This window comes from Sporomusa aerivorans, from assembly GCF_041428895.1.
GTDB lineage: Bacteria > Bacillota > Negativicutes > Sporomusales > Sporomusaceae > Sporomusa > Sporomusa aerivorans.
Genome location: NZ_CP156926.1, coordinates 233,138 through 257,039, shown reverse-complemented (window position 1 = coordinate 257,039; position 23,902 = coordinate 233,138). Strand labels below are relative to the sequence as shown.

Sequence of the window (23,902 nt, the reverse complement as noted above, 5' to 3'; positions counted from 1 at the left end):
TTTAGATCAATTCACTTTCTAAAACAGCCTGGTAGACTTGCCTTTTAGGTAAACCTTTTTGAGATGCCACCTCACGGATGGCGTCTTTTTTATTTATCCCCTGCTGCATCAGATGTTTGACAGCAGCTACCATGGCAATGCCGGTCACAACCTCAGGTTCTTCGGCCAGCTTTGCCTCGTCCGTTTTTCCGCCGACAACCAGGGTAAATTCGCCGCGCGGCGGTGTTTCGTCAAAATGGCTGCTTAAACTTACCAGCGTACCATGGATAAACTCCTCGAACTTTTTCGTCAGTTCCCGGGCAGCTACGGCCTGTCGGTCCCCCAGGGCAGCAGCAAGCTCAGAGAGCGTATTTTTCAGCCGGTGCGGTGCTTCGTAAAAGATCATGGTATACGGGTGTCCGGCGAGTTTAGCCAATAGTTCCCGTCGGTGTTTATTGGTTTTGGGCAAAAAACCGATAAACGTAAACATGGTGGTGTCCAGGCCTGAGGCAATAAGCGCCGTAAGCGCCGCATTGGGGCCGGGCAACGGTACTACCGGCACATTATGCGCTAATGCCAGACGCACCAGGTCAACACCTGGATCCGATATGCCGGGCATTCCGGCATCACTCACCAAAGCTATGGTCTCCCCTTTAAGGAGACGTTCCATAATTTCCGGTCCCCGCGCCGCCTTATTATGTTCATGATAACTTATAAGCGGCGCATGAACGTCAAAATGATTAAGTAATTTTAGCGTATGCCTGGTATCTTCAGCAGCAATGGCTGCCGCTTCCTTAAGTACCCGGACAGCCCGGAAACTCATGTCCTCCAAATTTCCCAGCGGTGTCGGGCAAAGATACAGTGTACCCGGATTTATCACAGCATTCACCTGTCCTGCCTGTAGAACTTCATAATCTCTTCGCTATAGCAGCCATTATTAGTATATACAATGAGCGGCGGTAATACATCCAGCCCCGGCTTGGCGCCGCGCACACCTTCAATCAGCACCATATTAGGCTTTTTATTGCTGGCCGGGTAGACTAACTGCAGCCGTTTTGGCTCAATACCGGCCTGGCACATAGCCAATGTAATCTCAGCCAGCCGTTCAGGCAGATGCACCATTGCAAACCGCCCGCGGTACTTGACAAGGTATTTAGCGGCAGCAACCACTTCTGTCAGGTTTGCCGTCACTTCATGCCGCGCCATGGCTACCCGGTCATTAGGACTTATGTACCCGCCCCCTACGGAGCGGTATGGCGGATTGGAAACAATCAGCTCATAGTGACCACCGGGCAATAATTCTTTAATTCGGCGCAAATCACCATGAATAATAGAAAGCCTGTCCTCAAGCTTATTAAGACAGGCTGACCTGCAGGCCATATCGGCCATATCCGCACTAATCTCGATGCCGGTTACTGCCTGGGCACCGCGCGCCAGCAGCAATAACCCGGCAACCCCGGTGCCGGCCCCCAGATCAACCGCAGTTCCACCGGGGCGAAGGCTGGCAAAATGGGCCAGAAGCACAGCATCCAGCGAGAAACAAAACTCGTCCGGATGCTGAATCAGTTTCAGGTTATTAATAATAAGATCATCCACCCGTTCACCAGGCTTTAGCTCAATATTATCAACTACCATTATTCTTTTTCCACAACTTCGTCCCAGGGAATGATTAAGGTTTTACCTTCCGGCAAACTAATGGTTGCCGTACGCTTCTGCTGATTGATGGAAATTACCTTCCCCTCGCCGTCCACAGTAACTACCTCTTTGCCAACCGTCGGCGGCAAGACTTTTTTGGCGCAGCAGCCGCCATAACAATCATTTTCATATTTCAGGCAGCACATCAGCCGGCCGCATATGCCGGAAATCTTAGTTGGATTGAGTGATAAGTTTTGATCCTTTGCCATCCGGATGGAAACCGGTTCAAAGTCTCCCAGAAAAGTAGCGCAGCATAATGACCGGCCGCAGCAGCCAATACCGTTCATCAGTTTGGCTTCGTCTCTCACGCCAATTTGTCTAAGTTCAATGCGGGTGCGAAACACACTGGCCAGATCTTTAACCAGCTCACGGAAGTCAATCCGGCCTTCTGCCGTAAAATAAAAGATAATCTTATTTACATCAAACGTGTACTCTACATCGACCAGATTCATAGGTAAACTATGCGCCTGGATTTTTTGTTCGCAAATTTTAAAGGCTTCTTTTTCCTTTTTGCGGTTGTCTTTAACCTTTTCCTGATCTTCCGGAGTTGCCTGGCGAAGTACCGGCTTTAACGGAGCAACGATCTGGCTGTCATCTACCTGGCGCGGTCCGATAACAACATCGCCAAATTCAAGCCCTCTTGCCGTTTCGACAATGGCATGATCACCGGCGGCAATTTCAATCCCGCCCGGATCGAAATAATATATTTTACCCGCCTTTTTAAAGCGGATACCCACGACTGTTAGCATGTCAATCTCCTTTTTCCACTAAATCCCTTAGTTTGATTAGCAATTCTTCCAGCGCCAACCGGGTATTGGCATTCCCCCCGATAGCCCGGATTGTATCCCTGACAGCTGACAAAGCAGCCATACAGGCGTTTTCGGACCATATGCCCGCCCAGGCGGCAAGTTTGGACTCCAGGTCAATATTATATATAAGTTGCTCGTCATAGCGGCCAGCGACTAATAACACATCCCGCAGCAAGTATAATACAAATTCCAATACAATAACAATATCTTTATTGTCAAGGCTCTCAAGTCTGGCGGCCTGCTCCCAGACAGCCATCCTGTCCCGGTTGTAAAGACAATTGATTAGTTCAACTGCCGTAGTCCTTGACTCTAATCCCTCGGCTTTTATCAGACTTAGCGCTTTGCCCATTCGTCCACCACTTAGCCGGGCAGCAACGACCGCAGCATCAGACGAATACCCTTGGTTCACCAGCGCCTGCGCCAGTACATCAGCCGGCAGCTGCTGAAACGAAATTTTCCGGCAGCGGGACAAAATTGTTGGCAACAACGGCTTGGACGTTCCGGCAACTAAGATAAAAACAAAACCGGGCGGCGGCTCTTCCAGCAATTTGAGCAGACTGTTGGCAGCCTGAACCGTCATTAGCTCAGTATCTTCAATAAGACAGACCCGCCCGTGGCTGATAGCCGGGGATAAAGCTGCAAAATGCTGCAGCAGCCGGATCTGGTCAATCTTAATATTGGCGCCATCCGGGCGCACGAGGATAAAGTCAGGATGTGCGCCACGGTTAAATTGCATACAAGACTGGCAATGACCACACGGTTTATCATAGTCACTGCTGCACAAAATACCTGCCGCCAGAATTTGAGCGATCAGGCTTTTGCCCACTCCCAACGGACCGGTAAACAGTAACGCATGGGGCAGGTTACCGCTGGACAGCATGGCTTTAACCATAGCCACTACTTGCTGGTGGCCAATTATTTCATCCCAGTTAAGCATTAGGTATACAAATCAACCAGCATGCCGCGAACGGCGTCATGCTTAGCCATAATTGACAATTGACGGTCCTGTCCGGAACGCACATCCTCGGCCATCTCGGCCAGTTTTTCATCAATCTGCCTAATTGTTGTATACATTTTCTGTCGTCCATGGCGATCCCAGCCGGCACGGGATTCGAGGGTATACATGCGGGACACGGCCTCACCAATAAACTTGCGGATATGTTCCCGGTATGACTTAAGCTCACTATAAGTTGGCATCTGTGATAAACGGCGGCCGCTTTCATCAATATCGGCCAAAAGCATCTGCAAGCGTTCGTCCGAATGCTTTTCCTGTGTTTTTAGTAAATCAGAAGCAAAATAGTCGCCTGTCTTTTCGGTTTTGCTGCCCTGGTCGCGATCACTTAAGATCGGCTGATTGCTTAAACCAAAATTATTAACTTTCATGCTCATGTAAACTTAGTCCTCCTGCCCTCAAATGCCTATGGCAGATTATTATCTTCTTATTTCTTAAATTATAAATGGTTTCAATAAAATAATCAAATATTTGCCAGGAAAATACAAGAAAACACAGTCCCAGCCGGGCTTAGTGAAAGCTTAAAGCTAAGGTCGCCCTTATCCAGGACGAAAACTATACTCTTTAAGGACAAGTAAAGGCAGAGCCCTTAGTATGCTCTGCCCAAAAAGTCCCTCACTGCTTGATAAATTTCAGAGTGAATCTGTTCGATGGTTTTAATAGTTCCGTTGTGTAAACATTCGATAGTATGCCAGTTATATTGTTCGGCAATTTCACAGGCATTAGCAAAACAATAGGCAAGATACTGGCTGTCCTGCTCGTGAATATCCTGTGTACCGCCGCTTTTTTTCTCCCGTCCGCATAAAAGCTCCTGACTTGCCGCGGGCGGCATTGCCAGAAAAAAAACTTTGTCAGGCACCGGCAAGCCGCACTTGGCAAACTCAAAATCCCATAACCAGTCCAGATAGCTCTTTTTTGCGGCTTGATCGGCAATTTTTACGGCCTGATGAATCATATTGGAAGTGGTGTACCTGTCGGCAATAACTACGCCGCCGTTTAGATAAAAATCCTCCCAGTCCTTCTTATAAGAAGCAATCCTGTCCACCGCGTAAAAGGCCGACGCGGCATACGCATTAACAGCCTCCGGGCGGTTGCCGAATTCACCGTTTAGATACATCTTGACCAAAGCCGACGACTGACTCTGGTAATTCGGATAATCCACCTTACGCACAGGTACCCCCTCGGCCGCCAGCCGGACGCTTAGCTGACCGGACTGAGTAGCTTTCCCGCTGCCGTCAGTACCTTCAATTACAATGAGCTTTCCTTTCATGGCGCCTCCGCTAATCCACAACTTTAATGGTTTTCAGCAAATAGTCCTCCGGTCCGGAGATATGCATGTCTGCATTCTGTAAAGCATGGCAATAATCAATGATCTCCTGGGTAATTCTTTCCCCGGGGCAGAGAATGGGAATACCCGGCGGATAAAAAGTAACAATCTCGGCGCAAATCATGCCGGCCGCATCAGTGAACGGCACCATACAGGTATTGCCGAACAAAGCGTCCCGGGGGGAAATCACTTGCTCGGGCGGTTCAGGATATTTGCCGGCGGTATAAATTTCGCGAATAGCAGAAAAATCTCTGGTCCCATGGTGTGTTGCCGCCATATCCCGCAAGGCGGCAACAAGGGCGTCGACCTCCCGTTCACTGTCCCCCAGAGTTATCAGGAATAAAATATTATAAACATCCGACAACTCCACCTGAATTTTATACTGATGCCGCAGAATCCGCTCAGCTTCGGCGCCTTTTAATCCCAATCCCTTGACAGTAACCGTTACCTTAGTCGGATCCATACTGCATACGCCGGGATTACCCAGTTTTTCTTCCCCGAAGCAATACAGCCCGGGAATCTTATTTATCTCTTGTCTGGCCTTGTTAGCCAGATCAACCGCTTTTTCGATCAGTTCACGGCCTTGTGTCGCCATTTGCATTCTGGCAACATCCAGCGAGGCCATAAGTATGTAATTTGGGCTGGTTGACTGTACAAGCTGCAGCATGGCCTTCAGGCGCGGCACCCGAATTCGGCCTTCGCGGCAGTGCACTAACGAGCATTGCGTTAAGGCGCCAATTATCTTATGAGTACTTTGCGCCACAATATCAGCGCCGGCATCCAGCGCCTGAATAGGCAGCCTGTCAGAAAATTTCAGATGCGGCCCGTGCGCCTCGTCGACGACAACCGGAATATTGCAGGCGTGTACAATATCAATGATTTCTTTCAGATTGGTGGCTACGCCGTAGTAGGTAGGATTGATAATCAGCACACCCTTGGCGTCCGGATGCTGCTTGAGCGCCGCCGAAACCGTCTCCGGCGTAACCCCCATAGCCAATCCCAGGTCATTGTCAACCTCAGGCTGAATAAAAACGGGGATGGCGCCACTTAAAATAATGCCCCCGATGATAGAGCGGTGGGCATTACGCGGCACAATGATTTTGTCACCGGGACCGGCAATAGTGAGAATCATGGCATAAATGCCGCCGGTTGTACCGTTCACCACCAAGTAACTGTGATCCGCCCCATATAGATCAGCTGCCAAATCCTGCGCCGCCTTAATCGGCCCATGCGGTTCATGCAGGTCGTCAAGCTCAGCCATCAGCGCCAAATCAAGCGCCAGTGTTTGCAGCGGCATTAAGTCGCCTAAAACCCGGTGCATGCCTTTGCCCATTTTATGTCCGGGCGTATGAAAGGGAATAACATCATCATGTACATATTTCTTCATCGCTGCCAGTAATGGCACTTGCGTCTGGTCAAGCATCACGCCACCGCCCTTTAGGTTCATTACCCTAGTATACCCTCACAAACTGTAAATATTTTAGCACACACCCACCGCTGGTACAAGCTGCCAAGGGAAAAAAACCGGCAAAATGCACCTTGCTGCTTGCCTGCCAACCTGCCGCAAGCTAGGAATTGTTAAGAAATAAAGAAGTATGATTTGGTGGTTAGTGAATATATTTAGACTATTGAAAGACCGGTCAGAAAAATGCCTATCGGCTTATAAAAGAATAAATAAGGAGTGGACCCCTGATGAAAAACTATCATTTCGTTTTTTATGTGGTAGTGCTTTTGACAGCTATAACCGGAGTGGTCCATGAATATGCCGCCGACAGCGCCCAGGCAATTTCCAGAATTCCCACTACGCAGAAAGTAGTTGCGCTGACAATTGACGACGGGCCGCACAACAAAGTAACTCCGGAGATTTTGGCTATTCTGCGTGAGAAGCATATTAAAGCAACCTTCTTTGTCCTCGGAATAAACGCCGACCATTTTCCCGCCATTGTGGCCCAGGAGGTAGCTGACGGCCATGAAATCGGCACCCATACCTACAGTCACCCTATGCTGCCTAACCTGAGCCCGCAGAAAGTTGCCGAGGAATTTGACAAAGCCGAGCAGGCCATTTCGAAGGTCGCACCTAAGCCCACCTTATTCAGGCCGCCGGGGGGAATTTATAACAACAAAATAGTTGAAGCCGCACATAAAAAAGGTTATTCGGTAATTTTGTGGTCAATTGATCCGCAGGACTGGAGCTGTCCCCCAACCGAACAGGTTATTAACAAAGTGGTAAAAGAGATCAAGCCTGGCAGCATCATTCTGCTTCATGACGGACAATATCCGCTGCCGACACCAAAGGCGCTCGGAGTAATTATTGACCAGTTGCAGGCCCAAGGCTATGAGTTTGTTACAGTAAGTGAGCTAATGCAATATAACGAACTCAGGCCTTCGATAAAATCCATCTTCCTTCCTTTTTGGTAATACCCGGCCCCTCCCCTGATAAGCTTTCAAATGCAAAGCGGACAAACTCTGCAGAGTTTGTCCGCTTTTTCAACCTTATTGATCCGCATTACCAATCAGATCGGATTCATCCCCAGGCCAAGCACCTCGTGCTCAAAGCCTTTCATGGGAGCTCCCATATACCCATACATAGTAACCGCTATCCAATCCCCGTCATCCTGGTTACCAGGTGTACGGGGACCGCGGGCGATACAAAATAGCAAACCGGCGCTGCGCATCACATTGCCCAGGCCTGAATGTCCCCGGCAGATCCCCTGGTAGGCTTCCAGAATACTATGATACAATGCATGTTCTTCCCGGTAATTACTGCTGATAAATCCCTCACGCTTCGCGGCTGTTTCCACTGCGGCAAAAATTTTAGCCGAATCCATCGAACCCACTTTGCCTTTATAGATCCTATATCCTAAAACATTACTCCGTTGCCGGAGCAGGGCTTCTTCCGTTTCATCCTGTAAAACAAGTAAGATTGCCAATTTTCCCAAACTAATCATTTGCCTGTACCTATTACTTTCCTTTATTGGAGTTACCAACTCACGACGCTATATTCGTTAATCCCGGTTATGGAAGGATATACCCGCAGCCTAAGCCACAGGCTTAGGGTTATCACGGTACTAGCGTCTTCTGATGAATTCCACAAAGCGCCTTGTCAACCCTGGGTCAAACTGCGAGCCGCTGCCTGACTCGATTTCCTGCAAGGCGGCGAACTTATCCATAGCCGCCCGGTAAGGGCGGTCATGGGTGATTACATCATATACCTCTATAAGCGAAAAAATACGCGCCAGGAGGGGAATCTCGTCCTTTTTCAGCCCGTAGGGATAACCACTGCCGTCCCAGCGTTCATGCAAAGCAAGCAAAACATCGGCCACAGCGGCCTCGCCAATAGACTGAGCCATCCGGTACCCTATATCGCTATGACTTTTCACAATTTCCCACTCACCCGGTGTCAATACTCCGGTCTTAGCCAGTACCTCCCGTGGCACGGCAACCTTGCCGATATCATGAAGGGTTGCCAGCTGATCCAACAATTTTACTTCACTTGAACCGGAACCAAACCCCAGAAATTCTGCAAACTCAACGGCCAGCCGTCTTACTCTGCCGCTATGTTCGTCACTTTCGAAGCACTGTTCGCGCAGCTTCCCTTCCAGACTGGCAACAATGCGTCTTCTTACTTCCCGCCCTTGTATTATCTTATCACTATACATACGGCTTTCGGCAATATTGAACATTTCCTCAAAGTGAATACTGCCTGCAGCCTGCGTCGCTGCGCCTATAGCGATACTCAGAGGAATAGCGCAGTTGTCAACCAGCTCACAGGCGCAGCGAATACGTTCGCCAATTATGCCACACTCCTGTTGGCTGGCACCGGGCATTAAAATCAAAAACTCATCACCGCCCCAGCGGGCGGCAATATCCTCCTGACGGCAGACTTGTTTTAACACGGCAGCCAGTGAAACCAATAACAGATCGCCCTGCTGATGACCAAAAACATCGTTAACCAGCTTTAGCCCGTTCATATCTAACAGGATAATACTCACAGGCGAAGCTTGCAGCTTCTCCAGTTCCGGGAGTGTGGCTTCCACATGAGCCCGGTTATAAAGAGACGTCAGTTTGTCATGATAACTGAGGAAGCGGATTTGTTCCTCAGCCCGCAGGCTTTCCGTAATATCAGTCAGGATCATCATCACCAGCGTTTCGACAGTCGCCTCTCCTGTCCGGAATATTACTTTACACTCCACCCTGATATCTTTCTCATTTATCCGAAAAATAGCCGGCAGGTCCTGCAGCACCTGCTGGCCATACCGCTTGGGTTTAGCCAATACTCTGGCCAGCACTGCTTGCAACTGGGTCTGCAATACCGGGCTTCCCCCGCCCAGAAGATCGGTAATATCCCGCCCTGCAATTTTTCTGCCAAAAATCCTGGTACATTCGGCGCTGTGCTGCCGGTCGATCTTAAAGTCCCGGCCAAACGTCAGAAAGCCCTGGTTGGCATTGTCCAATAAATTTTGCAGTTCACTTTGATGCCGCTGCAGAACCCGGCCCTGACTGTCACTAATCAGAAAAACTTTTCTTGTGGCTCTTAGCAGTTTCTGGTAATGGTTGACCAAAACCGCATATTGGGGAAAAAGTTCATTTTCCCGGTATTGTTCATTGGCCAGATTAGCTACGGCTTGCTGCAGCACTCTTGTTTCAATCTCAAATAAGCTCTCATCAATATTGGTTTTGCTCATTACCCTGCACCTGCCCGGCTTTCGTCACAGGAAAACCCTATCATGGCAATATCATCCCGTTGCTGCTCGCGCCCCATATATTCGCGCAGAGCAGCGATAAATGCGGCTTGCTGTTCAGACAAATCCCGGGAGTCTTGCTCCAGAATGAGCTGAGTCAGCCTTTTCCTGCCAAACGAATAATCTTTGCTGCCGCCATTCTGGTCAGTATATCCGTCTGTTGTCAGATAAAACCGGTCCCCTGTCTTTACATTCCAGCAATGGGCGGTAAATTGCATATCCGGGTTCGAACGCCGGTAACCGATACTCTGTCTATCACCCTTTAAGATATGTACCTGGCTGTCCCGGTAAATAAAGAGGGGGATTTTTGCCCCGGCAAATACCAGTTGTCTCTGTTTATGATTAATACAACAGATACCGATGTCCAGCCCATCATCGGTTATGTCCCCGCGACGATTCCGGTGCAATATTTCTTTCAGCCGGCGGTTTAGTTCAGCTAAAATCTGGGCAGGTTCCGTGCAGTCCTGGTCAACAATGTGTTTGAGAACCGAGTTAACAGCCATGGTCATAAACGCGCCCGGAACCCCATGCCCGGTGCAATCTCCCACGGCAACAAGGCTCTTGTCCGGACTAACCGGCCGCACCCAGTAAAAGTCACCACCGACTATGTCCCGGGGCTGCCAAAGAATAAAATAGTCATTAAAAATCGCACTTATTTCGGCCGGTGTCGCCAGGATGGATTCCTGCAGCCTTTTGGCATAATCTATGCTGTCGACAATCTTCTGGTTTTTCTCAGATAGCTCCCGGGTACGTTCCTCCACCTGCCTTTCCATCTCTTTTGTCAGGCGCAGCGCCCGCTTTAGCGGATCGGCAATACGGTAGGACACAAAATAAAAAACAAATATCATTAACACCAGAGTCAGCAATCCGGCGATAGCGGCATTAAGCTTAATACTGTCCAGCAGGGCAATGCTCTCGCTGCGGGGTACCTGGAACACAACCTTCCAATCAGTCGATTTTGTGGACTGATAGGCCAGATCCATGGTTTCTCCGGTGGCAGCCGTATATTCAATCACCTTGGGGTCGGTCGACTGCCGGTCCATATCCTGCACAACAAGCGCGCAAACCTCTGTTGGCAAAAAATCATTGAGGTATCGGCCATTGTGGCTAAAATCGTCGGCTAAATGAATTTTTCCCTCACTGTCCACCAGCCACAAATTACTGCGGTCAGCCGCTTTGTATCTTTGAAATTCAGCGGCAATGGACTTGAGGCTTAGCCCCACACCGGTGACGGCAACCGGCCGCTGCCCGTCCTTTACCAGCGCATTGACAAAAACATAGGTATCCTGCCGGCCTGTATTATAGTCTATATTTAAGTCCACAGCCTTATCTGACTGCAGCATGTCATAAAACCATTTGTCATGGGGACTGGTTTCAGACATAACCTGAATTAATTTCGAACCTTCCGCCCAGTAATGTTTGGTAATGGCACTGACAATAAAGGAATTGGCATAATCATAGTTTTGCGCGATATCATTAATCTTCTTCCGGGAATATTCACCTAGACGCTCGTCAGCTTCCGCACTTGCAACCCATTGAATTATCGTTGGGTCTTGGGACAAGATCAGCGCTGTTTCCTTGGCCCGCTCAACGCGGCCGTCAATTTTGGAGGTAATTGATTTGAGAGCATAAACAAGATCCCGGGATTTTAGTTTATCTACAACGGCATCGCGGGTTATAAAGTAACCGACGCTGCCGGTAAGCACGACGGCCAGAACAATAATTACACAAGCAAAAACAACGACCTTAATCGTCCCGCTGTCATAAGTTCCATCCTTAATAGCTGGCTGCGGTTCCCGGTCGCCGTTTATCTTATTCATTTACTTCCTCCACCGGATGAATCTCAAACGGCAGAATTACATCTTCCTGAAATTCTTCCGCACATTCCAAAGCTGTCTCATTATCAGCGTCATAATACCAGCGAACGGCTACCTTTTTTCCCTGCTGGTAGGCGTTCTCCACTTTTTCCAGCAGCATCATCACACATTTTGAGCTGCTGGTATTTATATACGGCATATGAAAATATATCTCCAGCACCACTGCTTCTTCCAGTTGCTGCAAATACTCATCCAGCCAGTTAAACAGCACTTCATAAAACTTAAATGCGTTTTCGGGATAGGATTGTCCTTCAATTCTCAACGTATTGCATTGAGGGTCGAAGCATATCTCAGGTGTTGATTTGGTTTTTTCAATATATAACCTGTCCATGTAGATCCTCCTAAACGTAGGCCTTCAAAGTAAAAAATGAGATTGTTTCATCAAGCGGCACCACTGAATAATGCAATGGTTTGCTGGCACGGCGTGCCATATCAATAAGACCCAAACCTGCGCCAGAACAGCCTGGCGGTATTTCCTTCTTTAATTGCTCCTTGTAGAGCTTCTTTAGCCCAGTCTTATCCAATGACGCAATTTCGTCCAGCCTTGCTGCAAGCAAGGCAACATCCCCGGTAGCCACAAGATTCCCTGACGATACAAAATAGCCTTCCTCCGATTTGCCAATAGCGACAATCCCGGAATTGGCTATCCGTTCCCCGGCCAGTGAACTGCTTTGCAATGAACTATAGTTTTTAATGTTTTGCGTTTGCTCGATAAATACGGCAAAGACATTGTATGTATCATTCTGCGAGGTAGCTTCTGTTTCTAAATATTTTTTCACAGCACCGCCAAGTTCCTCAATAATTTCCTGTGTGAAGCGACCGGAAAAACTTATGAGCACTCCAAAATTTTGTAATAACTTTTGGAGATCCAGTAAATCCATTGTCATAAAATATAACCCCCTAAAACTAATTAGGCTGTTCAATAACGGAATATATTTCGACAATCTTTTCCACTTCCCTGCTTTTTGGTAGACGATAACAAAATCCTGCTGCTTATTTTTGCGTTAAAAACTAACCCCAAATAATGCTGGTCTTACTCCCCCTGTCCCGGTCTGAATGATTGGGCTTCAGCCTGACAGAATAAAAATGCAACAACTGGCCAATAGAAAAGAACAAAACCCTCAGAAGAGTTTTGCCCTCTACTATCTCATATACAACGCATTAAAGTCTTGCAGGCTGGCGGTGTGTTGGCATGCCTTACTGCCGAATATATAGTGACTATAGGCACTCAAAGCTTCGCTGCACAAATTACTAACCGTTAACCTGTTTAAAATTCTAACAATTATTGCGTCAAGCCTTTTTTTGCTTCACAACAAGCCGGGCCTAAGTCAGCTACTTATACCTGCTCCTGCGCCAGGCATGGGCGGCCAGGATTACTCCCAGGATTGACGTCAGAATTTGATACTGCTGAATTGTGGCAAAAGTCATGAGCACATACAGCATAGCTATGATCGTCGTTATCGAAGCCAGCTCATAAGCTTTTCGCCACAGGCGACCCTTGTCGAGGGGCGTTTTTCGCAGAGGAACCAGCGCAGACCACGGCAAGGAAGCCACCTGCTGTTTAGTTCTGCTTAAAAAGGCATCATCAATAACAGGTAAAGGCCTGGTATCCTCCAGCCGGCCAATTAGCAACCGGCCGCAATGCCGGCAGTATTTCACATTTGTACTAAGCTGCTTGCCACAAAAATCACAATACATGACTATGCCTCACACCATATCCTTTCTCCTCCTAGTGTGCCCAGATCCATAGCCATTTTTTCATGCTCGTTACAATTGTGGCAATTCTGCCAAATACTGCTGCAAATTCTGGTATAATATCGCGTAATCAATTTCTTTCAAATCGCCAAAGCTACTGCGGAAAGCCATATAGTCAAACCTACTGCCCAATTTGTCCCTGATCAGTTGCTCGTATCGCAGGAACAGCTGGTTATTGATATTAAAATTATGTACCTGCGGGCATTGCCCGTAAACGGCGGGGTCAACTGTTTTTCCCGCTTGGACGGCCTTTATGTAGGCAATATTAGCCTCAATCAGTTCCCGGCTGACAATTCCTGAGTGGGCTGACACCATAGTCTTAGCAGGAAATTCTTTAAGATAGGTAAGCGTATTAATATATCTGGCCAAATCGGCGAAATCCAGATAAGGAATCGGATATTCGACCAGATCGCCGATAAACAGAACGGCATCCTTGTGGTCAAAGCAAAGTGCAGAATCGGCAGTGTGTCCGGGAGCATGGATAAATTCAATTTGCTCCGCTGCGAAGGCCATTTTGTCGCTAAAGGTCACATTGGGTAATACCAATTCGACTGAACCCTGGTGAAATGCCTTCAGCTCGGACAGTTCATAGCCGCCAATTTCGCTCAGCCTTTTCCGGCATAGTTCGTGACCTACAATGATATCGCCGGCAAATGCGCAATTTCCCCAGACATGATCCCAGTCCGAATGGGAATTAAATACTATCATTCTTTTGTTACCGGCTCTGCCGGCCAGATACTTCTTTATATAATCCATAGATAGCGGTCCCAGGTGCGTATCACACAAGAACCAATATTCGTCTGCACAAATCAAATAAACCGAGATATTATCTTCAAAGGTAAACACAACGCCGCGGCTGCCCACGGTTCCGATATTCTTGACACCCATACGTCTTCTCCCTATTACCCAGTCTTTTTTCTACTCGCCGGACGTTTTCGGCGGCCGGTTAAGCATCCCCCACTCACGCATCAATTCGAGAATCGGCATGAGTGTCTGGCCTTTAGTTGTGAGTGAATACTCCACTTTGGGCGGAATCTGCTGATATTCTTCCCGGCGAATTAGCGCCTGCGCCTCAAGCTCTTTGAGCTGATGGCTTAGCATTTTGTGCGTTATCGCAGGCAATAGCTTTTTTAGTTCACCATATCTAAGCACCCCCTTGTCGGCAAGCATGTAGAGGATAAGCCATTTCCATTTACCGCCGACAACAGACAGGGTATAAGTAATAGCACAATTGCAGTCTCCCGGCCAGTTTGCCATCTCTACTCTCCTTTTGTATAGTATCTACCCAAAAAGTGCATACTTCCTATTCTAATAAAATAATATATAATTTAAAGCAGACGATCAAGTAGCAATATAACAGGAGGTATCGCGTATGAATGTATTAGCTGTTAACGGAAGTCCGCGAAAAAACTGGAATACGGCCACATTACTCAGCAAGGCCCTGGAAGGAGCCGCTTCGCAGGGAGCCGGCACCGAGCTCATCCATCTATATGATCTTAATTTCAAAGGCTGTATAAGCTGTTTTGCCTGCAAGCGCAAAGCTGGCAAAAGCTATGGCAGATGTGCGTTCCAGGACGAGTTGACGCCAGTCCTGGAAAAAGTGGCGAATGCCGATGCCATTATTCTGGGGTCACCCATCTATCTCGGGAATGTCACGGGTGAAATGCGTTCATTCCTTGAACGCATGGTATTTCAGTACTTAGTATATGACACCAATTATTCTTCATTGTTTCCGAAAAAGATCCCTATTGGCTTTATTTACACCATGAATGTTGATGAAACCAGAATGCAAACAATGGGCTATCCACAAAATCTCAGCGCAGTCGAAGCAGCCTTGGGAAGAACCTTCGGAGCGTGCGAAGCCTTATATGCAAACGATACATATCAGTTTGACGATTATTCTAAATATGTTGTAACTGCTTTTAATGAGGCTGATAAGGCCAAATCCAGACAAGAGAGATTCCCCGCTGACTGCGAAAAAGCTTTTAGCATGGGAGTACGCTTTGCAGCTAAAACAACCGGCTTATAAAAAATTAGTAAAGAAATAGACGAAGGGGCTGCCTCAAGTTCATTGAAGCAGCCCCTTATTATTGTCAGACAGACTCTAATGATTCAATAACCGGCGGTTCGAAAGGTACAGGGGCCTCGCTAACCTCGGTAGGCAAGCCCATGGTGTCCAGTAACGCGATAAACGGCTTGGGATCCAATTCTTCGACGTTCACCATATGTTTGACATCCCAGTCACCGCGGGCCACTAAGATGGCGGCGGCGGCGGCCGGTACCCCGGCCGTATAGCTGATGGCCTGGGACTCAACTTCCCGGTAGCATTCCGCATGATCACAAGTATTGTAGATAAAAATAGCCCGCTCTTTATTATCTTTAGTTCCCCGGATATAATTGCCAATACAGGTTTTGCCGGTATAGCCGGGCGCCAGGGAAGACGGATCAGGCAGTAAGGCCTTTAATACCTTGAGAGGCGCAATCTCCACACCATCGGCTATCTTGATGGGTTTTTCCGAAGTAAGACCGATATTGGTCAGCACGGAAAACACATTTAGATAGTGATCGCCAAAACCCATCCAGAAACGAATCGAGTTAGCGGCAATATTCTTGGAAAGAGAATGCAGCTCATCATGTCCGGTCAAGTATACCGGGCACTTACCAACAACCGGAAAATCATAGTCCATACGTATGGAGTGAACCTTTTGCAACACCCATTTCCGGTCTATCCAGGTCCATACTTTTCTAAACTCCCGGAAATTAATCTCGGGATCAAAATTAGTGGCAAAATATTTGCCATGACTGCCGGCATTAACATCCAGGATGTCAATGGTGTCAATGGTGTCGAAATACTCTCTTTGGGCCAGGGCGCACCAGGCGTTAACAACTCCGGGATCAAAGCCGATACCCAAGATAGCGGTAACGCCTTTTTCTTGGCAGCGTTCTTGGCGTTTCCACTCATAGTTGGCATACCAGGGCGGATTTTCGCAAACCTTGTCCGGCTCTTCATGAATAGCGGTATCCATATACACAGCCCCGGTCTCGATGCAGGCTTCCAAGACCGACATATTGACGTAGGATTGACCGACATTAATAACAATCTCTGATTGCGTTTCCCTGATCAGTTCAATCAGTTCCGGGATGTTCAGCGCATCCACTTTGCGGGAATACAATTTTTTCGACGGATCTTTCAGATGATTCTTGCGCAGTACGCTTTCAATAATGGCATCACATTTTTGCTGGGTACGCGAGGCGATGCAAATATCACCCAACACATCGTTATTCATCGCACATTTGTGGGCAACAACATGACTCACGCCGCCAGCACCGACAATTAGAACATTTTTTCTCATTTTTCTCTCCTTTACTTGTAAAAAAATATTTATGATAAATTATTAATGAAATCTGTATAAGTAAACGTCCGGACAACTTGTATACTGCCATCCAGCCGCCGCACGGCAATGGCCGGCATCTGCAGGCCGTTGAACCAGTTCTTCTTTACCATAGTATAACCAGCTGCATCGGCAAAACGTATTTCACTGCCGATTTTAAGCTTTTCAGTAAAATTGAATGTGCCAAAAACATCGCCGGCAAGACAGGAGCGTCCTGCCACCATATACCTATAATCGCCGCCGTCGCCATTTTCCATTTTGGCTGCTAAACGGTAAATCAGAAGGTCCAGCATATGTGCTTCTACAGAAGCGTCAACAATGGCTATATCCATCTCATTATGCACCAGGTCGACTACACTTGTAACCAGCTCGGCACTGCCGGTAATAGCGCTTTCTCCCGGTTCCAAGTATATTTGGAGATTAAATTCAGCGGCAAACTCCCGCAACTTACTGCAGAACTTTTCCACCGGGTAGCCCTCTTTGGTAAAGTACAGGCCGCCGCCAAGACTAATCCACTGCAGTTCTTTGAGCAGGTCGCCATAACAGCCGCCAAGGAAGTCCAGCTGCCTGGAGAAAATATCAAAATCATCATTTTCACAGTTATAATGAACCATTAAACCGCTGAGGCGGGGAAGCTGCCGTACAAGTTCAGCCTTATTCACCACACCCAACCGCGAAAACTTCCGCGCCGGATCGGCGAGATCAAAATGCGAGTGGCTGAGTCCGGGATTGACACGAAGCCCCACTTTGGCAGACCGGGCAATATCATAATACATCTCTAACTGGGAAACCGAGTTAAAGATAATTTTATCGGCAAATTGAGCGACAGCCTGGATGTCTTCCGGTGAATAACCGACACAATAAGCATGTGTCTCCTTACCGAACTTCTCATAACCCAGTTTGGCTTCAAACAGTGAGCTTGAGGTCGTACCATCCATATACTGGCACATTAAGTCGAACACACACCAGGTGGAAAAACATTTTAGCGCCAAAACCGACTTAGCCCCGGAGAGCTGGCGCACCTGCTCAATAATTTTTAAATTACGCATCAGTTTCTGTTCATCAATCAGATAGTAAGGGGTGGCAAGTTTCATGTTATTACTCCTGTTTCGTTGGTAGTCTCCTGCGAGCCGCTCCGGCCCGGAGGAACAATATCAAAATAAGCCGCCTCGCCCCATCAACCCTGGCGGATTCGAAGAGAACAAAGCAGCAATGGTAGAAATTAATTACCCTCCAGTCAAGGGTAGGCTCATCAACTGATAATTTTGCATCCCAATTTTTTTCTACGACACTAATAATAGCAAAATCGAGCGCATTTGTCGATTATTCTTTAAAAACAATCGAAAATTCCTGCAAAATATCATTTTTCTCCGCTATAATATGTCTTACTGATGCAGATACCAACACCTGCCATGCAAACAGATACGTCTCCCCGGCCGCCGGCCGCCTGTGCTGAAGCAGCCTAACTCGCAACAACTTACTCCGTGCCTGGACGAAAGCTGTAACTCATTATTTATTAAATTCAAGCTGACAAGCCTTTTTCCTTGAGATTCCTGTTATAGAAATGTAAATTTCAGCTAAAGATTGCAGGCGAATTAATTTACCCTTATTGCGGCACAACAATAATTTTGACCGGCAGATTAGAGGCCCCCGGCGGGCTGAAGGTAAAGGACAAAGGGTCCCCGCTTTCATATGTACCTAAAAATGCAAACTCGCTGCGATGCTTGTTTTCACCGAAATATAGCCGTCCCTGTGGCGTTGCAACCGGGCTCCAGCTTACTTCAGGATGAGTAATACCGATGGCGCCGGCGTAAGATCCTCCTAAGGGGGTTAGGTAATAGGCTACTTTCCCGCCGGTCTTTGAGGGCAGCATGATCTGATAAACCACGCCATAATTGCCATAGTTAATAACCGGCGTATTGTCGGTAGCATCGATTCCCCGCAAATAAACATCCAACTGGTTGTCGGCCAGCGTCAGCCCCAGAACCCCGTCGGTTTGCGGGTCATATGCCCTGGTTGGTGAAATTATGCGGTTAGCGCCTTCAAAGGTACCGCGCAGCCGCCACTGGTCAGCCGGCAGTACGGCTGCCGTCCGGGAAAACTTCCGGCTGTCTTCAGTCACCGGCAGCATCATAACCTTAACAGTTACCGGGTGGTCAGCAGTCAGGTCATATATTCCGTTGATCAACATATTGGGCAGCATGGCCGTCCGGCTGATGTCCGCCGCTAGCGGCAGGACCCCTCCCGGCGGAATAGTAAGCTGACAAGATTGATTAGCGGCCATGTAGGCCGACTGCGCTTCCTTGCCTGTTGCCATCCAGTCATACCCCGGACCGCCTAAGCTTGCCTGACCGACAGTCACCCGAACAGGCTCATGACCGTTATTTTCCAGAAGAACATCCAGTTTTTTTACATCATTGGTGGCGTTAACATGGTAAAAGAAAAGGCGAACACGGCCTGATACCGTATCCTGGTACAGAATGCCGTCTGTATATACCATCTCAGGGCTATCGGAAAGCAGTAATTTCCCGCCAAAGGAAGTGCTTTTGGCTTCCCATTCCGGCAGGTTTTCTATATTCATACCCTGTAATCCCGCGGCTGCCGCTATTGACTGACCTCCCAGACCGGCCAGACACAACCACATCATAATAAAAATAATCTTTGCTGTGTAGTACATTTGTTACCTCCAACTGACAACATATGTTTTTTAATCTGCTTCTCAACAATAAAGAACCCTGCAAGCTCACCAAGAACCTGCAGGGTTTTGCCTTCAATACAACTTTGTTGTAACTTAAACCCGTAGTCGCTATGAGCCATTCTATTGCTTGAGCGGAACTGTGATAAAAACCCGTGTCCCCTTGCCGGCTTCGGATTTTACACTAAGTTCACCCCGCAAAAGATTAATACGTTCCCGCATACCCATCAGGCCAAAACTTTCCTTACCGACCGACTCGGCTGAATCAAATCCCTGGCCGTCATCCTCAACTACTGCCGATACCACACTGGCACGAAAATCAATACGTACCCAGGCGTTTGCAGCCCGGGAATGTTTTTCGACATTATTAAGCGCTTCTTGTATGATACGGAATAGACCAATCTCAACATGCGCGTCCAGCCGCTTCTCCTGCCCCAGAATCTTAAGTTCGGTAAAAATTAAGCTGCGTTCTTTGACGGTTTCGAGCACGCGGCGAAGAGTGGGCACTAACCCTAAATCATCAAGGGTCATCGGCCTGAGATCAAAAATAATCTTCCGTGTTTCCCTGAGGGCCACCCTTACCTGCTCTCGCAAATCGGACAGCTCCTCTTTGGCCCTGACAATATCTGTTTCTATCAGGCGTTCACAGACCTCGGCCCGGAAAACAATATTGGCCATGGACTGGGCAGGACCATCATGTATTTCCCGGGCCACACGCCGCCGTTCTTCTTCCTGGGCTTTAATAATCTTGGCCCCAAAGACCTGGCTGGCCTGGAGCGTTTCAAGCTGGCTCATAACCGTCCCCATCTGGCTGCCTAAATAGCCAAGTACGGCGCCCACTTGTGAGACCAGGCTTTCGGCCTTCTCCACAGTACTTTTGAGTGCTTTAAGCCGCAGTTCACAATCATCGCGCTGGCGCCGTAAATTCTGCTCCTGCAGCCTGGCCATGGCCAGTTCAAGCTGAACATTACTGGTATCCTCGTAAGCCGCTTTTATGTCCGCTTCAGTATATTTCCGGAAATTACGACTGACCTCCATCAGCCTCAGGCGTGACCGGCGCTCCCGTTTCTCCAATTCATCCACTCTGAAAATAATATCAGCCGTTTCCTGTTTGGTTCGCTCGACATCCTGCCGGATTTTTTCTGCTTCAGCCCTGGCTGCTTCGTATATATCGAATATTTGCGATTTACTTTTTTCAACTGCTGCGATAGTATTTTTTACAATTTTATCTAAAACCTTTGCGTCAAGGTTTATCATCCTGTCACCACTCTTGCTATCAATGCATATAAAGCACATTCGCCATATCGGGCGCATATCCTGCCGGACTTCTCACAACTAACATAACAGTCGCTTAATAATATCAGCAGCCCCGAGCAGCGGAGGTTCCTGTTCCCGCCAGGAGCTGCCGGCAACCAGCCGGGCTAAGTCAAATAAACTATGTGCTACCGGTGTGTCTGGATGACTGAACACAAAAGGAACGCCGCGATTGACCGAAGCCACAACAACCTTAGTATCGTTGGGTATCGTTGCCGTTACCTTATACTGCAGGCTTTCCTCGATCTCATCTATATTGATACCCTGCTCGGCAATATCCACTTTGTTAAGAATTACTTTTACTTTCCCCGGACTGTGTTTACGTGACTCCATTACCTCCAAGCATAGTTTGACATTTTTTATCGTTGGCAAATCCAGGGCGGCAACCACCAGTACGATATCGGCAGCGTCAAGCACCGCCAGCATGTTTTCAGAATATGCCGCAGCCGTATCAATAACCGTATATCTGAACTTTTTGCGCATAGTCTCTAAAATAGCCGTCAAATGACTGCCTGTTATGGTTGCTGCCTGCTCCGGCCGGTTAGGAGCAGGCAGCAACTGTACGTCACGGTTAAAATAAGATAGGTAGCCTTTCAGATCAGGTCTGTCCGGCTTTTCGATATCACACACTAAATCAGCTATGGTCGCCCGGGGTATAAGGCTTAGGAATAAGGCGACATCACCAAATTGCAAGTCGGCATCCACTATACCGACTTGCTCACCGGTCTCTGCCGCGAGCGCCACAGCTAAGTTTGTGGCAATCGTCGTTTTGCCGGTCCCGCCTTTGGAACTGTATACCGTAATAATTTTCCCCTGCTCTTCCCGCCGGTTCAATGGCTCACCACCGTCTCCCTGCCGCTCCTTGGCATAACCCGCTTTGATGGTAGAGAGCAGTTTTTCGGTCATAAACGGCTTAATCAGGAAGTTCTTGGCGCCAGCCGCTATAGCTTTCTTAATATATTCCAGCTCTCCCTGAACACTCATAACAACAATGCAGGTATGGGGATTTTCCGCCGCAATCTGCCTTGTCGCCGTAATTCCATCCATACCCGGCATATTAATATCCATCAGAACAACGTCCGGCTGCAGCGTTTTCACCATTTCCACCGCCTCCGCCCCTGTCGCCGCCTGACCTACAACCTGAATGCCCTTATCTAAAGCCAGCAGCTCACATATACTTTCCCTGGTTGCTGCCATATCATCGGCAATAAGTACATTAATTTTCGCAGACATCAGAGTTACCCCCTGAATGGGTTTTCTTTCACAAACCAGTTCACTTACCGGTAATTAAATTTTATATGCAAATGGATGGAAAAACCACCAGGGAAATGATCCTATTTTCTTTAGGACTTATGGCAAAGCTCTTGCAAATTACAGGACTTGGGTCCTATTACAACCATTTCCTTTTCTGGAAATACCGCAGCATCAATAAACTCATTATCAGCATTACCGCTAATATCAGCGGGTAGCCATACTGCCATCTTAGCTCCGGCATATAGTCAAAATTCATACCATACACCCCGGCAATAAAGGTAAGCGGAATAAAAATTGTCGAAATAATCGTCAGCATCTTCATGACTTCGCTCATTCGGTTGCTTACACTGGATAAATAAATATCCAGCATGCCGGAAAGCATATCACGATAAATTTCGACTGTTTCAATAACCTGGACAATATGATCATATATGTCCCGCAAATAAATCAGCGTGGTCTCCTGAATAAGGGCCGATTCCCCCCGTTCCAGGGCGCTGACCAACTCCCGTACAGGCCACACGGATTTTCGCATGAATAGCATGTCTTGCTTGAGCGCATGCAGTTCACCCAATAATTCCGGGCGCGGCCGGGCAGCGATTTGTTCTTCCAGCGTTTCAATCTTTTCGCCTAGGTGTTCCAGCGCCAGGAAATAATGATCAACAAGACTATCCACAAGAGCATACAACAAATAATCGGCTCCCAGGCGGGCAATTTTACCCCGTCTGCTTTTCACTCGCTCATACACATTATGTAAGACATCATTGTCTTCCGGCAGGCTCTCCAAAAAGGAAATGACATAATTCGGCCCTAAAATCAGGCTTACCTGTTCAGAGTTATAATCGATAGTCCCAGCGGTAACCACCAGTGATTTCAGAATAACCGCAAGATAATCGCCATAATCGCTAAATTTGGGACGCTGGTTAGTATGCAGGATATCCTCCAGCACCAGGGGATGTATGGCAAACTGCCGGCCAATTCCTTCGACACTTTGGGCGGTAAGCCCCCGGACCTGAATCCAGGTAACGCCCGGCTCGGCAGTCAGTTGCGCCAGACTAGCGATATTGACATCGTCGTACTCTGCCAAACTGTCTTCATTATAATGAATCACACGGATATGCGCTTTGTCAGCGCGCATATCCCCGACATGCAATAACGTACCTGGCGGCAAGCCGACTTTGGAGGCCAGGTTTCCGGTGATTTTTGCCATAAAGCACCTCATGCAAATATAAGTTAGAAGGAAATATTCTCCCTTGCAATCTAGCTGCCCTTATAGAATCAGATCATATTCCATACGTCTGGCGGTTGCCAGCGCCACCTCTTCACCCACCAGTTTTTTCAGAATGTAAAATGACATGGTTATTCCGGCTGAAATGCCGCCCGCAGTGATAACGGCACCTTCATCTACATACTTTACGTTCCGCTGGACTAAAACTGCCGGAAACTCGGCCGCCAGGCGATCAATATCCAGCCAGTGGGTAGTCGCTTTTTTGCCGTCCAGGATTCCTGCCTTGGCCAGCAGGAAAGCGCCTGTACAAACCGACGCCAGTATAAAAACTTTACTTTGCTCTCTTTTAATCCATTCAAGCACCGCTGCGTTATGTATTTCAATTTCTTCCGCCCCATAGCCGCCGGGAATGATTAAGATATCGAAAGCCGGCGCACTCGCAAAGCTGTATTCGGGTTTGACCCTTAAACCAGTGCGGGCCCGAATCCATTCCCCTGTTTCAGAAACAGTAGCGACCACAAAAGGCTTTTCTTGTCGATCCGGTATTGCGGCCAGCGAAAAAACCTCAAACGGCCCGGCGAAATCGAGCACTTCCACTTCATTAAATAATAATATGCCTACACGCCATGCCTTATCCATATCTCACACCCCTTTTAGGCAGGATATTCTCCATATCCCGGTCAAAATCCTTGCCGGCGGCATGACTTATCAAGCATTATGGCAGCACTGGTTATCCGCCACTAAAAATTCTTTCATTAAATACGCCTGAAAAAGGCAGGGAAGCACTTAGCAATTGCGCTCCCCTGCCCAAGTTCATAACTTTCTG

The 23,902-nt window shown here is 48.0% G+C and carries 24 protein-coding genes; 2 read left to right on the top strand and 22 right to left on the bottom strand.

Translation table 11 applies throughout. The annotated features are described in order from the left end of the window. Nucleotide 1 precedes the first annotated feature (1 nt). From rsmI to SATMO3_RS01040, 7 genes are all read right to left on the bottom strand, one after another. Nucleotides 2-856, bottom strand: coding sequence for a 16S rRNA (cytidine(1402)-2'-O)-methyltransferase (rsmI, locus tag SATMO3_RS01070; protein WP_371381650.1), 855 nt, complete (start codon nucleotides 854-856; stop codon nucleotides 2-4). An 8-nt stretch (nucleotides 857-864) separates the two neighbouring features. After that, complete coding sequence (locus SATMO3_RS01065) at nucleotides 865-1,614, bottom strand: tRNA1(Val) (adenine(37)-N6)-methyltransferase (protein WP_371376277.1); 750 nt, start codon at nucleotides 1,612-1,614, stop codon at nucleotides 865-867. Further along, nucleotides 1,614-2,423, bottom strand: coding sequence for a stage 0 sporulation family protein (locus SATMO3_RS01060; RefSeq protein ID WP_371376275.1), 810 nt, complete (start codon nucleotides 2,421-2,423; stop codon nucleotides 1,614-1,616). The genes SATMO3_RS01065 and SATMO3_RS01060 overlap by 1 nt, the downstream gene beginning before the upstream one ends. Before the next feature lies 1 nt (nucleotide 2,424). Beyond that, nucleotides 2,425-3,420, bottom strand: coding sequence for a DNA polymerase III subunit delta' (gene holB, locus SATMO3_RS01055; protein WP_371376273.1), 996 nt, complete (start codon nucleotides 3,418-3,420; stop codon nucleotides 2,425-2,427). Continuing rightward, complete coding sequence (locus tag SATMO3_RS01050; protein WP_371381649.1) at nucleotides 3,420-3,866, bottom strand: YaaR family protein; 447 nt, start codon at nucleotides 3,864-3,866, stop codon at nucleotides 3,420-3,422. The genes holB and SATMO3_RS01050 overlap by 1 nt, the downstream gene beginning before the upstream one ends. Nucleotides 3,867-4,084: 218 nt before the next feature. Then, complete coding sequence (locus SATMO3_RS01045) at nucleotides 4,085-4,765, bottom strand: dTMP kinase (RefSeq protein WP_371376270.1); 681 nt, start codon at nucleotides 4,763-4,765, stop codon at nucleotides 4,085-4,087. Between the two features lie 10 nt (nucleotides 4,766-4,775). Then, nucleotides 4,776-6,248: an aminotransferase class I/II-fold pyridoxal phosphate-dependent enzyme gene (locus SATMO3_RS01040; protein WP_371381648.1), complete on the bottom strand. Its 1,473-nt coding sequence runs from the start codon at nucleotides 6,246-6,248 to the stop codon at nucleotides 4,776-4,778. Nucleotides 6,249-6,514: 266 nt separating this feature from the next. Here SATMO3_RS01040 and SATMO3_RS01035 point away from each other — a divergent pair, with 266 nt between their 5' ends. Beyond that, entirely contained in the window at nucleotides 6,515-7,240 is a 726-nt protein-coding gene (locus SATMO3_RS01035; RefSeq protein ID WP_371376268.1) for a polysaccharide deacetylase family protein, read from the top strand. 95 nt (nucleotides 7,241-7,335) lie between these two features. Here the strand turns inward: SATMO3_RS01035 and SATMO3_RS01030 are convergent, their stop codons facing one another. From SATMO3_RS01030 to SATMO3_RS00995, 8 genes are all read right to left on the bottom strand, one after another. Continuing rightward, nucleotides 7,336-7,770, bottom strand: a complete 435-nt coding sequence (locus SATMO3_RS01030; protein ID WP_371376266.1) for a HutP family protein — start codon at nucleotides 7,768-7,770, stop codon at nucleotides 7,336-7,338. A gap of 120 nt (nucleotides 7,771-7,890) precedes the next feature. Further along, nucleotides 7,891-9,507, bottom strand: coding sequence for a diguanylate cyclase domain-containing protein (locus SATMO3_RS01025; RefSeq protein ID WP_371376263.1), 1,617 nt, complete (start codon nucleotides 9,505-9,507; stop codon nucleotides 7,891-7,893). Further along, nucleotides 9,507-11,384: a SpoIIE family protein phosphatase gene (locus SATMO3_RS01020; protein WP_371376260.1), complete on the bottom strand. Its 1,878-nt coding sequence runs from the start codon at nucleotides 11,382-11,384 to the stop codon at nucleotides 9,507-9,509. The genes SATMO3_RS01025 and SATMO3_RS01020 overlap by 1 nt, the downstream gene beginning before the upstream one ends. Beyond that, nucleotides 11,377-11,772, bottom strand: coding sequence for a DUF1987 domain-containing protein (locus tag SATMO3_RS01015; RefSeq protein WP_371376258.1), 396 nt, complete (start codon nucleotides 11,770-11,772; stop codon nucleotides 11,377-11,379). The genes SATMO3_RS01020 and SATMO3_RS01015 overlap by 8 nt, the downstream gene beginning before the upstream one ends. A gap of 10 nt (nucleotides 11,773-11,782) precedes the next feature. Further along, a complete protein-coding gene (locus SATMO3_RS01010) occupies nucleotides 11,783-12,328 on the bottom strand; it encodes a SiaB family protein kinase (RefSeq protein WP_371376256.1) in 546 nt (181 codons plus the stop codon). Nucleotides 12,329-12,773: 445 nt separating this feature from the next. After that, nucleotides 12,774-13,139, bottom strand: coding sequence for a zinc-ribbon domain-containing protein (locus SATMO3_RS01005; protein WP_371376254.1), 366 nt, complete (start codon nucleotides 13,137-13,139; stop codon nucleotides 12,774-12,776). Nucleotides 13,140-13,208: 69 nt separating this feature from the next. Beyond that, nucleotides 13,209-14,084, bottom strand: coding sequence for an MBL fold metallo-hydrolase (locus SATMO3_RS01000; protein ID WP_371376252.1), 876 nt, complete (start codon nucleotides 14,082-14,084; stop codon nucleotides 13,209-13,211). A 30-nt stretch (nucleotides 14,085-14,114) separates the two neighbouring features. Further along, the gene (locus SATMO3_RS00995; protein WP_371376250.1) at nucleotides 14,115-14,453 is read right to left on the bottom strand and encodes a winged helix-turn-helix transcriptional regulator; all 339 of its coding nucleotides are present in this window, start codon (nucleotides 14,451-14,453) and stop codon (nucleotides 14,115-14,117) included. A gap of 115 nt (nucleotides 14,454-14,568) precedes the next feature. Here SATMO3_RS00995 and SATMO3_RS00990 point away from each other — a divergent pair, with 115 nt between their 5' ends. Then, the gene (locus tag SATMO3_RS00990; RefSeq protein ID WP_371376247.1) at nucleotides 14,569-15,225 is read left to right on the top strand and encodes a flavodoxin family protein; all 657 of its coding nucleotides are present in this window, start codon (nucleotides 14,569-14,571) and stop codon (nucleotides 15,223-15,225) included. 64 nt (nucleotides 15,226-15,289) lie between these two features. Here SATMO3_RS00990 and SATMO3_RS00985 read toward each other — a convergent pair whose 3' ends face one another. The 7 genes from SATMO3_RS00985 to SATMO3_RS00955 form a co-directional block, all read right to left on the bottom strand. Further along, entirely contained in the window at nucleotides 15,290-16,549 is a 1,260-nt protein-coding gene (locus tag SATMO3_RS00985; RefSeq protein WP_371376244.1) for a saccharopine dehydrogenase family protein, read from the bottom strand. Between the two features lie 29 nt (nucleotides 16,550-16,578). Beyond that, entirely contained in the window at nucleotides 16,579-17,682 is a 1,104-nt protein-coding gene (nspC, locus tag SATMO3_RS00980; protein WP_371376241.1) for a carboxynorspermidine decarboxylase, read from the bottom strand. Between the two features lie 512 nt (nucleotides 17,683-18,194). After that, nucleotides 18,195-19,265, bottom strand: a complete 1,071-nt coding sequence (locus tag SATMO3_RS00975) for a hypothetical protein (protein WP_371376238.1) — start codon at nucleotides 19,263-19,265, stop codon at nucleotides 18,195-18,197. 141 nt (nucleotides 19,266-19,406) lie between these two features. After that, nucleotides 19,407-20,540, bottom strand: a complete 1,134-nt coding sequence (locus tag SATMO3_RS00970) for a sensor histidine kinase (protein WP_371376235.1) — start codon at nucleotides 20,538-20,540, stop codon at nucleotides 19,407-19,409. Nucleotides 20,541-20,618: 78 nt separating this feature from the next. Beyond that, nucleotides 20,619-21,830 carry a response regulator gene (locus SATMO3_RS00965; protein WP_371376232.1) on the bottom strand — a complete coding sequence of 404 codons (1,212 nt, stop codon included), beginning with the start codon at nucleotides 21,828-21,830 and terminating at the stop codon, nucleotides 20,619-20,621. 157 nt (nucleotides 21,831-21,987) lie between these two features. Next, the gene (gene corA / locus SATMO3_RS00960) at nucleotides 21,988-23,058 is read right to left on the bottom strand and encodes a magnesium/cobalt transporter CorA (protein WP_371376229.1); all 1,071 of its coding nucleotides are present in this window, start codon (nucleotides 23,056-23,058) and stop codon (nucleotides 21,988-21,990) included. 60 nt (nucleotides 23,059-23,118) lie between these two features. Further along, nucleotides 23,119-23,715, bottom strand: coding sequence for a DJ-1/PfpI family protein (locus tag SATMO3_RS00955; RefSeq protein ID WP_371376226.1), 597 nt, complete (start codon nucleotides 23,713-23,715; stop codon nucleotides 23,119-23,121). Nucleotides 23,716-23,902: the final 187 nt, after the last annotated feature.

Coding starts and splice junctions, on each gene's coding strand:
- SATMO3_RS01065 (WP_371376277.1), bottom strand. CDS start 1,614: ATGGTAGTTGATAATATTGAGCTAAAGCCTGGTGAACGGGTGGATGAT.
- SATMO3_RS01060 (WP_371376275.1), bottom strand. CDS start 2,423: ATGCTAACAGTCGTGGGTATCCGCTTTAAAAAGGCGGGTAAAATATAT.
- holB (WP_371376273.1), bottom strand. CDS start 3,420: ATGCTTAACTGGGATGAAATAATTGGCCACCAGCAAGTAGTGGCTATG.
- SATMO3_RS01050 (WP_371381649.1), bottom strand. CDS start 3,866: ATGAAAGTTAATAATTTTGGTTTAAGCAATCAGCCGATCTTAAGTGAT.
- SATMO3_RS01045 (WP_371376270.1), bottom strand. CDS start 4,765: ATGAAAGGAAAGCTCATTGTAATTGAAGGTACTGACGGCAGCGGGAAA.
- SATMO3_RS01035 (WP_371376268.1), top strand. CDS start 6,515: ATGAAAAACTATCATTTCGTTTTTTATGTGGTAGTGCTTTTGACAGCT.
- SATMO3_RS01030 (WP_371376266.1), bottom strand. CDS start 7,770: ATGATTAGTTTGGGAAAATTGGCAATCTTACTTGTTTTACAGGATGAA.
- SATMO3_RS01025 (WP_371376263.1), bottom strand. CDS start 9,507: ATGAGCAAAACCAATATTGATGAGAGCTTATTTGAGATTGAAACAAGA.
- SATMO3_RS01020 (WP_371376260.1), bottom strand. CDS start 11,384: ATGAATAAGATAAACGGCGACCGGGAACCGCAGCCAGCTATTAAGGAT.
- SATMO3_RS01015 (WP_371376258.1), bottom strand. CDS start 11,772: ATGGACAGGTTATATATTGAAAAAACCAAATCAACACCTGAGATATGC.
- SATMO3_RS01010 (WP_371376256.1), bottom strand. CDS start 12,328: ATGACAATGGATTTACTGGATCTCCAAAAGTTATTACAAAATTTTGGA.
- SATMO3_RS01005 (WP_371376254.1), bottom strand. CDS start 13,139: ATGTATTGTGATTTTTGTGGCAAGCAGCTTAGTACAAATGTGAAATAC.
- SATMO3_RS01000 (WP_371376252.1), bottom strand. CDS start 14,084: ATGGGTGTCAAGAATATCGGAACCGTGGGCAGCCGCGGCGTTGTGTTT.
- SATMO3_RS00995 (WP_371376250.1), bottom strand. CDS start 14,453: ATGGCAAACTGGCCGGGAGACTGCAATTGTGCTATTACTTATACCCTG.
- SATMO3_RS00990 (WP_371376247.1), top strand. CDS start 14,569: ATGAATGTATTAGCTGTTAACGGAAGTCCGCGAAAAAACTGGAATACG.
- SATMO3_RS00985 (WP_371376244.1), bottom strand. CDS start 16,549: ATGAGAAAAAATGTTCTAATTGTCGGTGCTGGCGGCGTGAGTCATGTT.
- nspC (WP_371376241.1), bottom strand. CDS start 17,682: ATGAAACTTGCCACCCCTTACTATCTGATTGATGAACAGAAACTGATG.
- SATMO3_RS00975 (WP_371376238.1), bottom strand. CDS start 19,265: ATGTACTACACAGCAAAGATTATTTTTATTATGATGTGGTTGTGTCTG.
- SATMO3_RS00970 (WP_371376235.1), bottom strand. CDS start 20,540: ATGATAAACCTTGACGCAAAGGTTTTAGATAAAATTGTAAAAAATACT.
- SATMO3_RS00965 (WP_371376232.1), bottom strand. CDS start 21,830: ATGTCTGCGAAAATTAATGTACTTATTGCCGATGATATGGCAGCAACC.
- corA (WP_371376229.1), bottom strand. CDS start 23,058: ATGGCAAAAATCACCGGAAACCTGGCCTCCAAAGTCGGCTTGCCGCCA.
- SATMO3_RS00955 (WP_371376226.1), bottom strand. CDS start 23,715: ATGGATAAGGCATGGCGTGTAGGCATATTATTATTTAATGAAGTGGAA.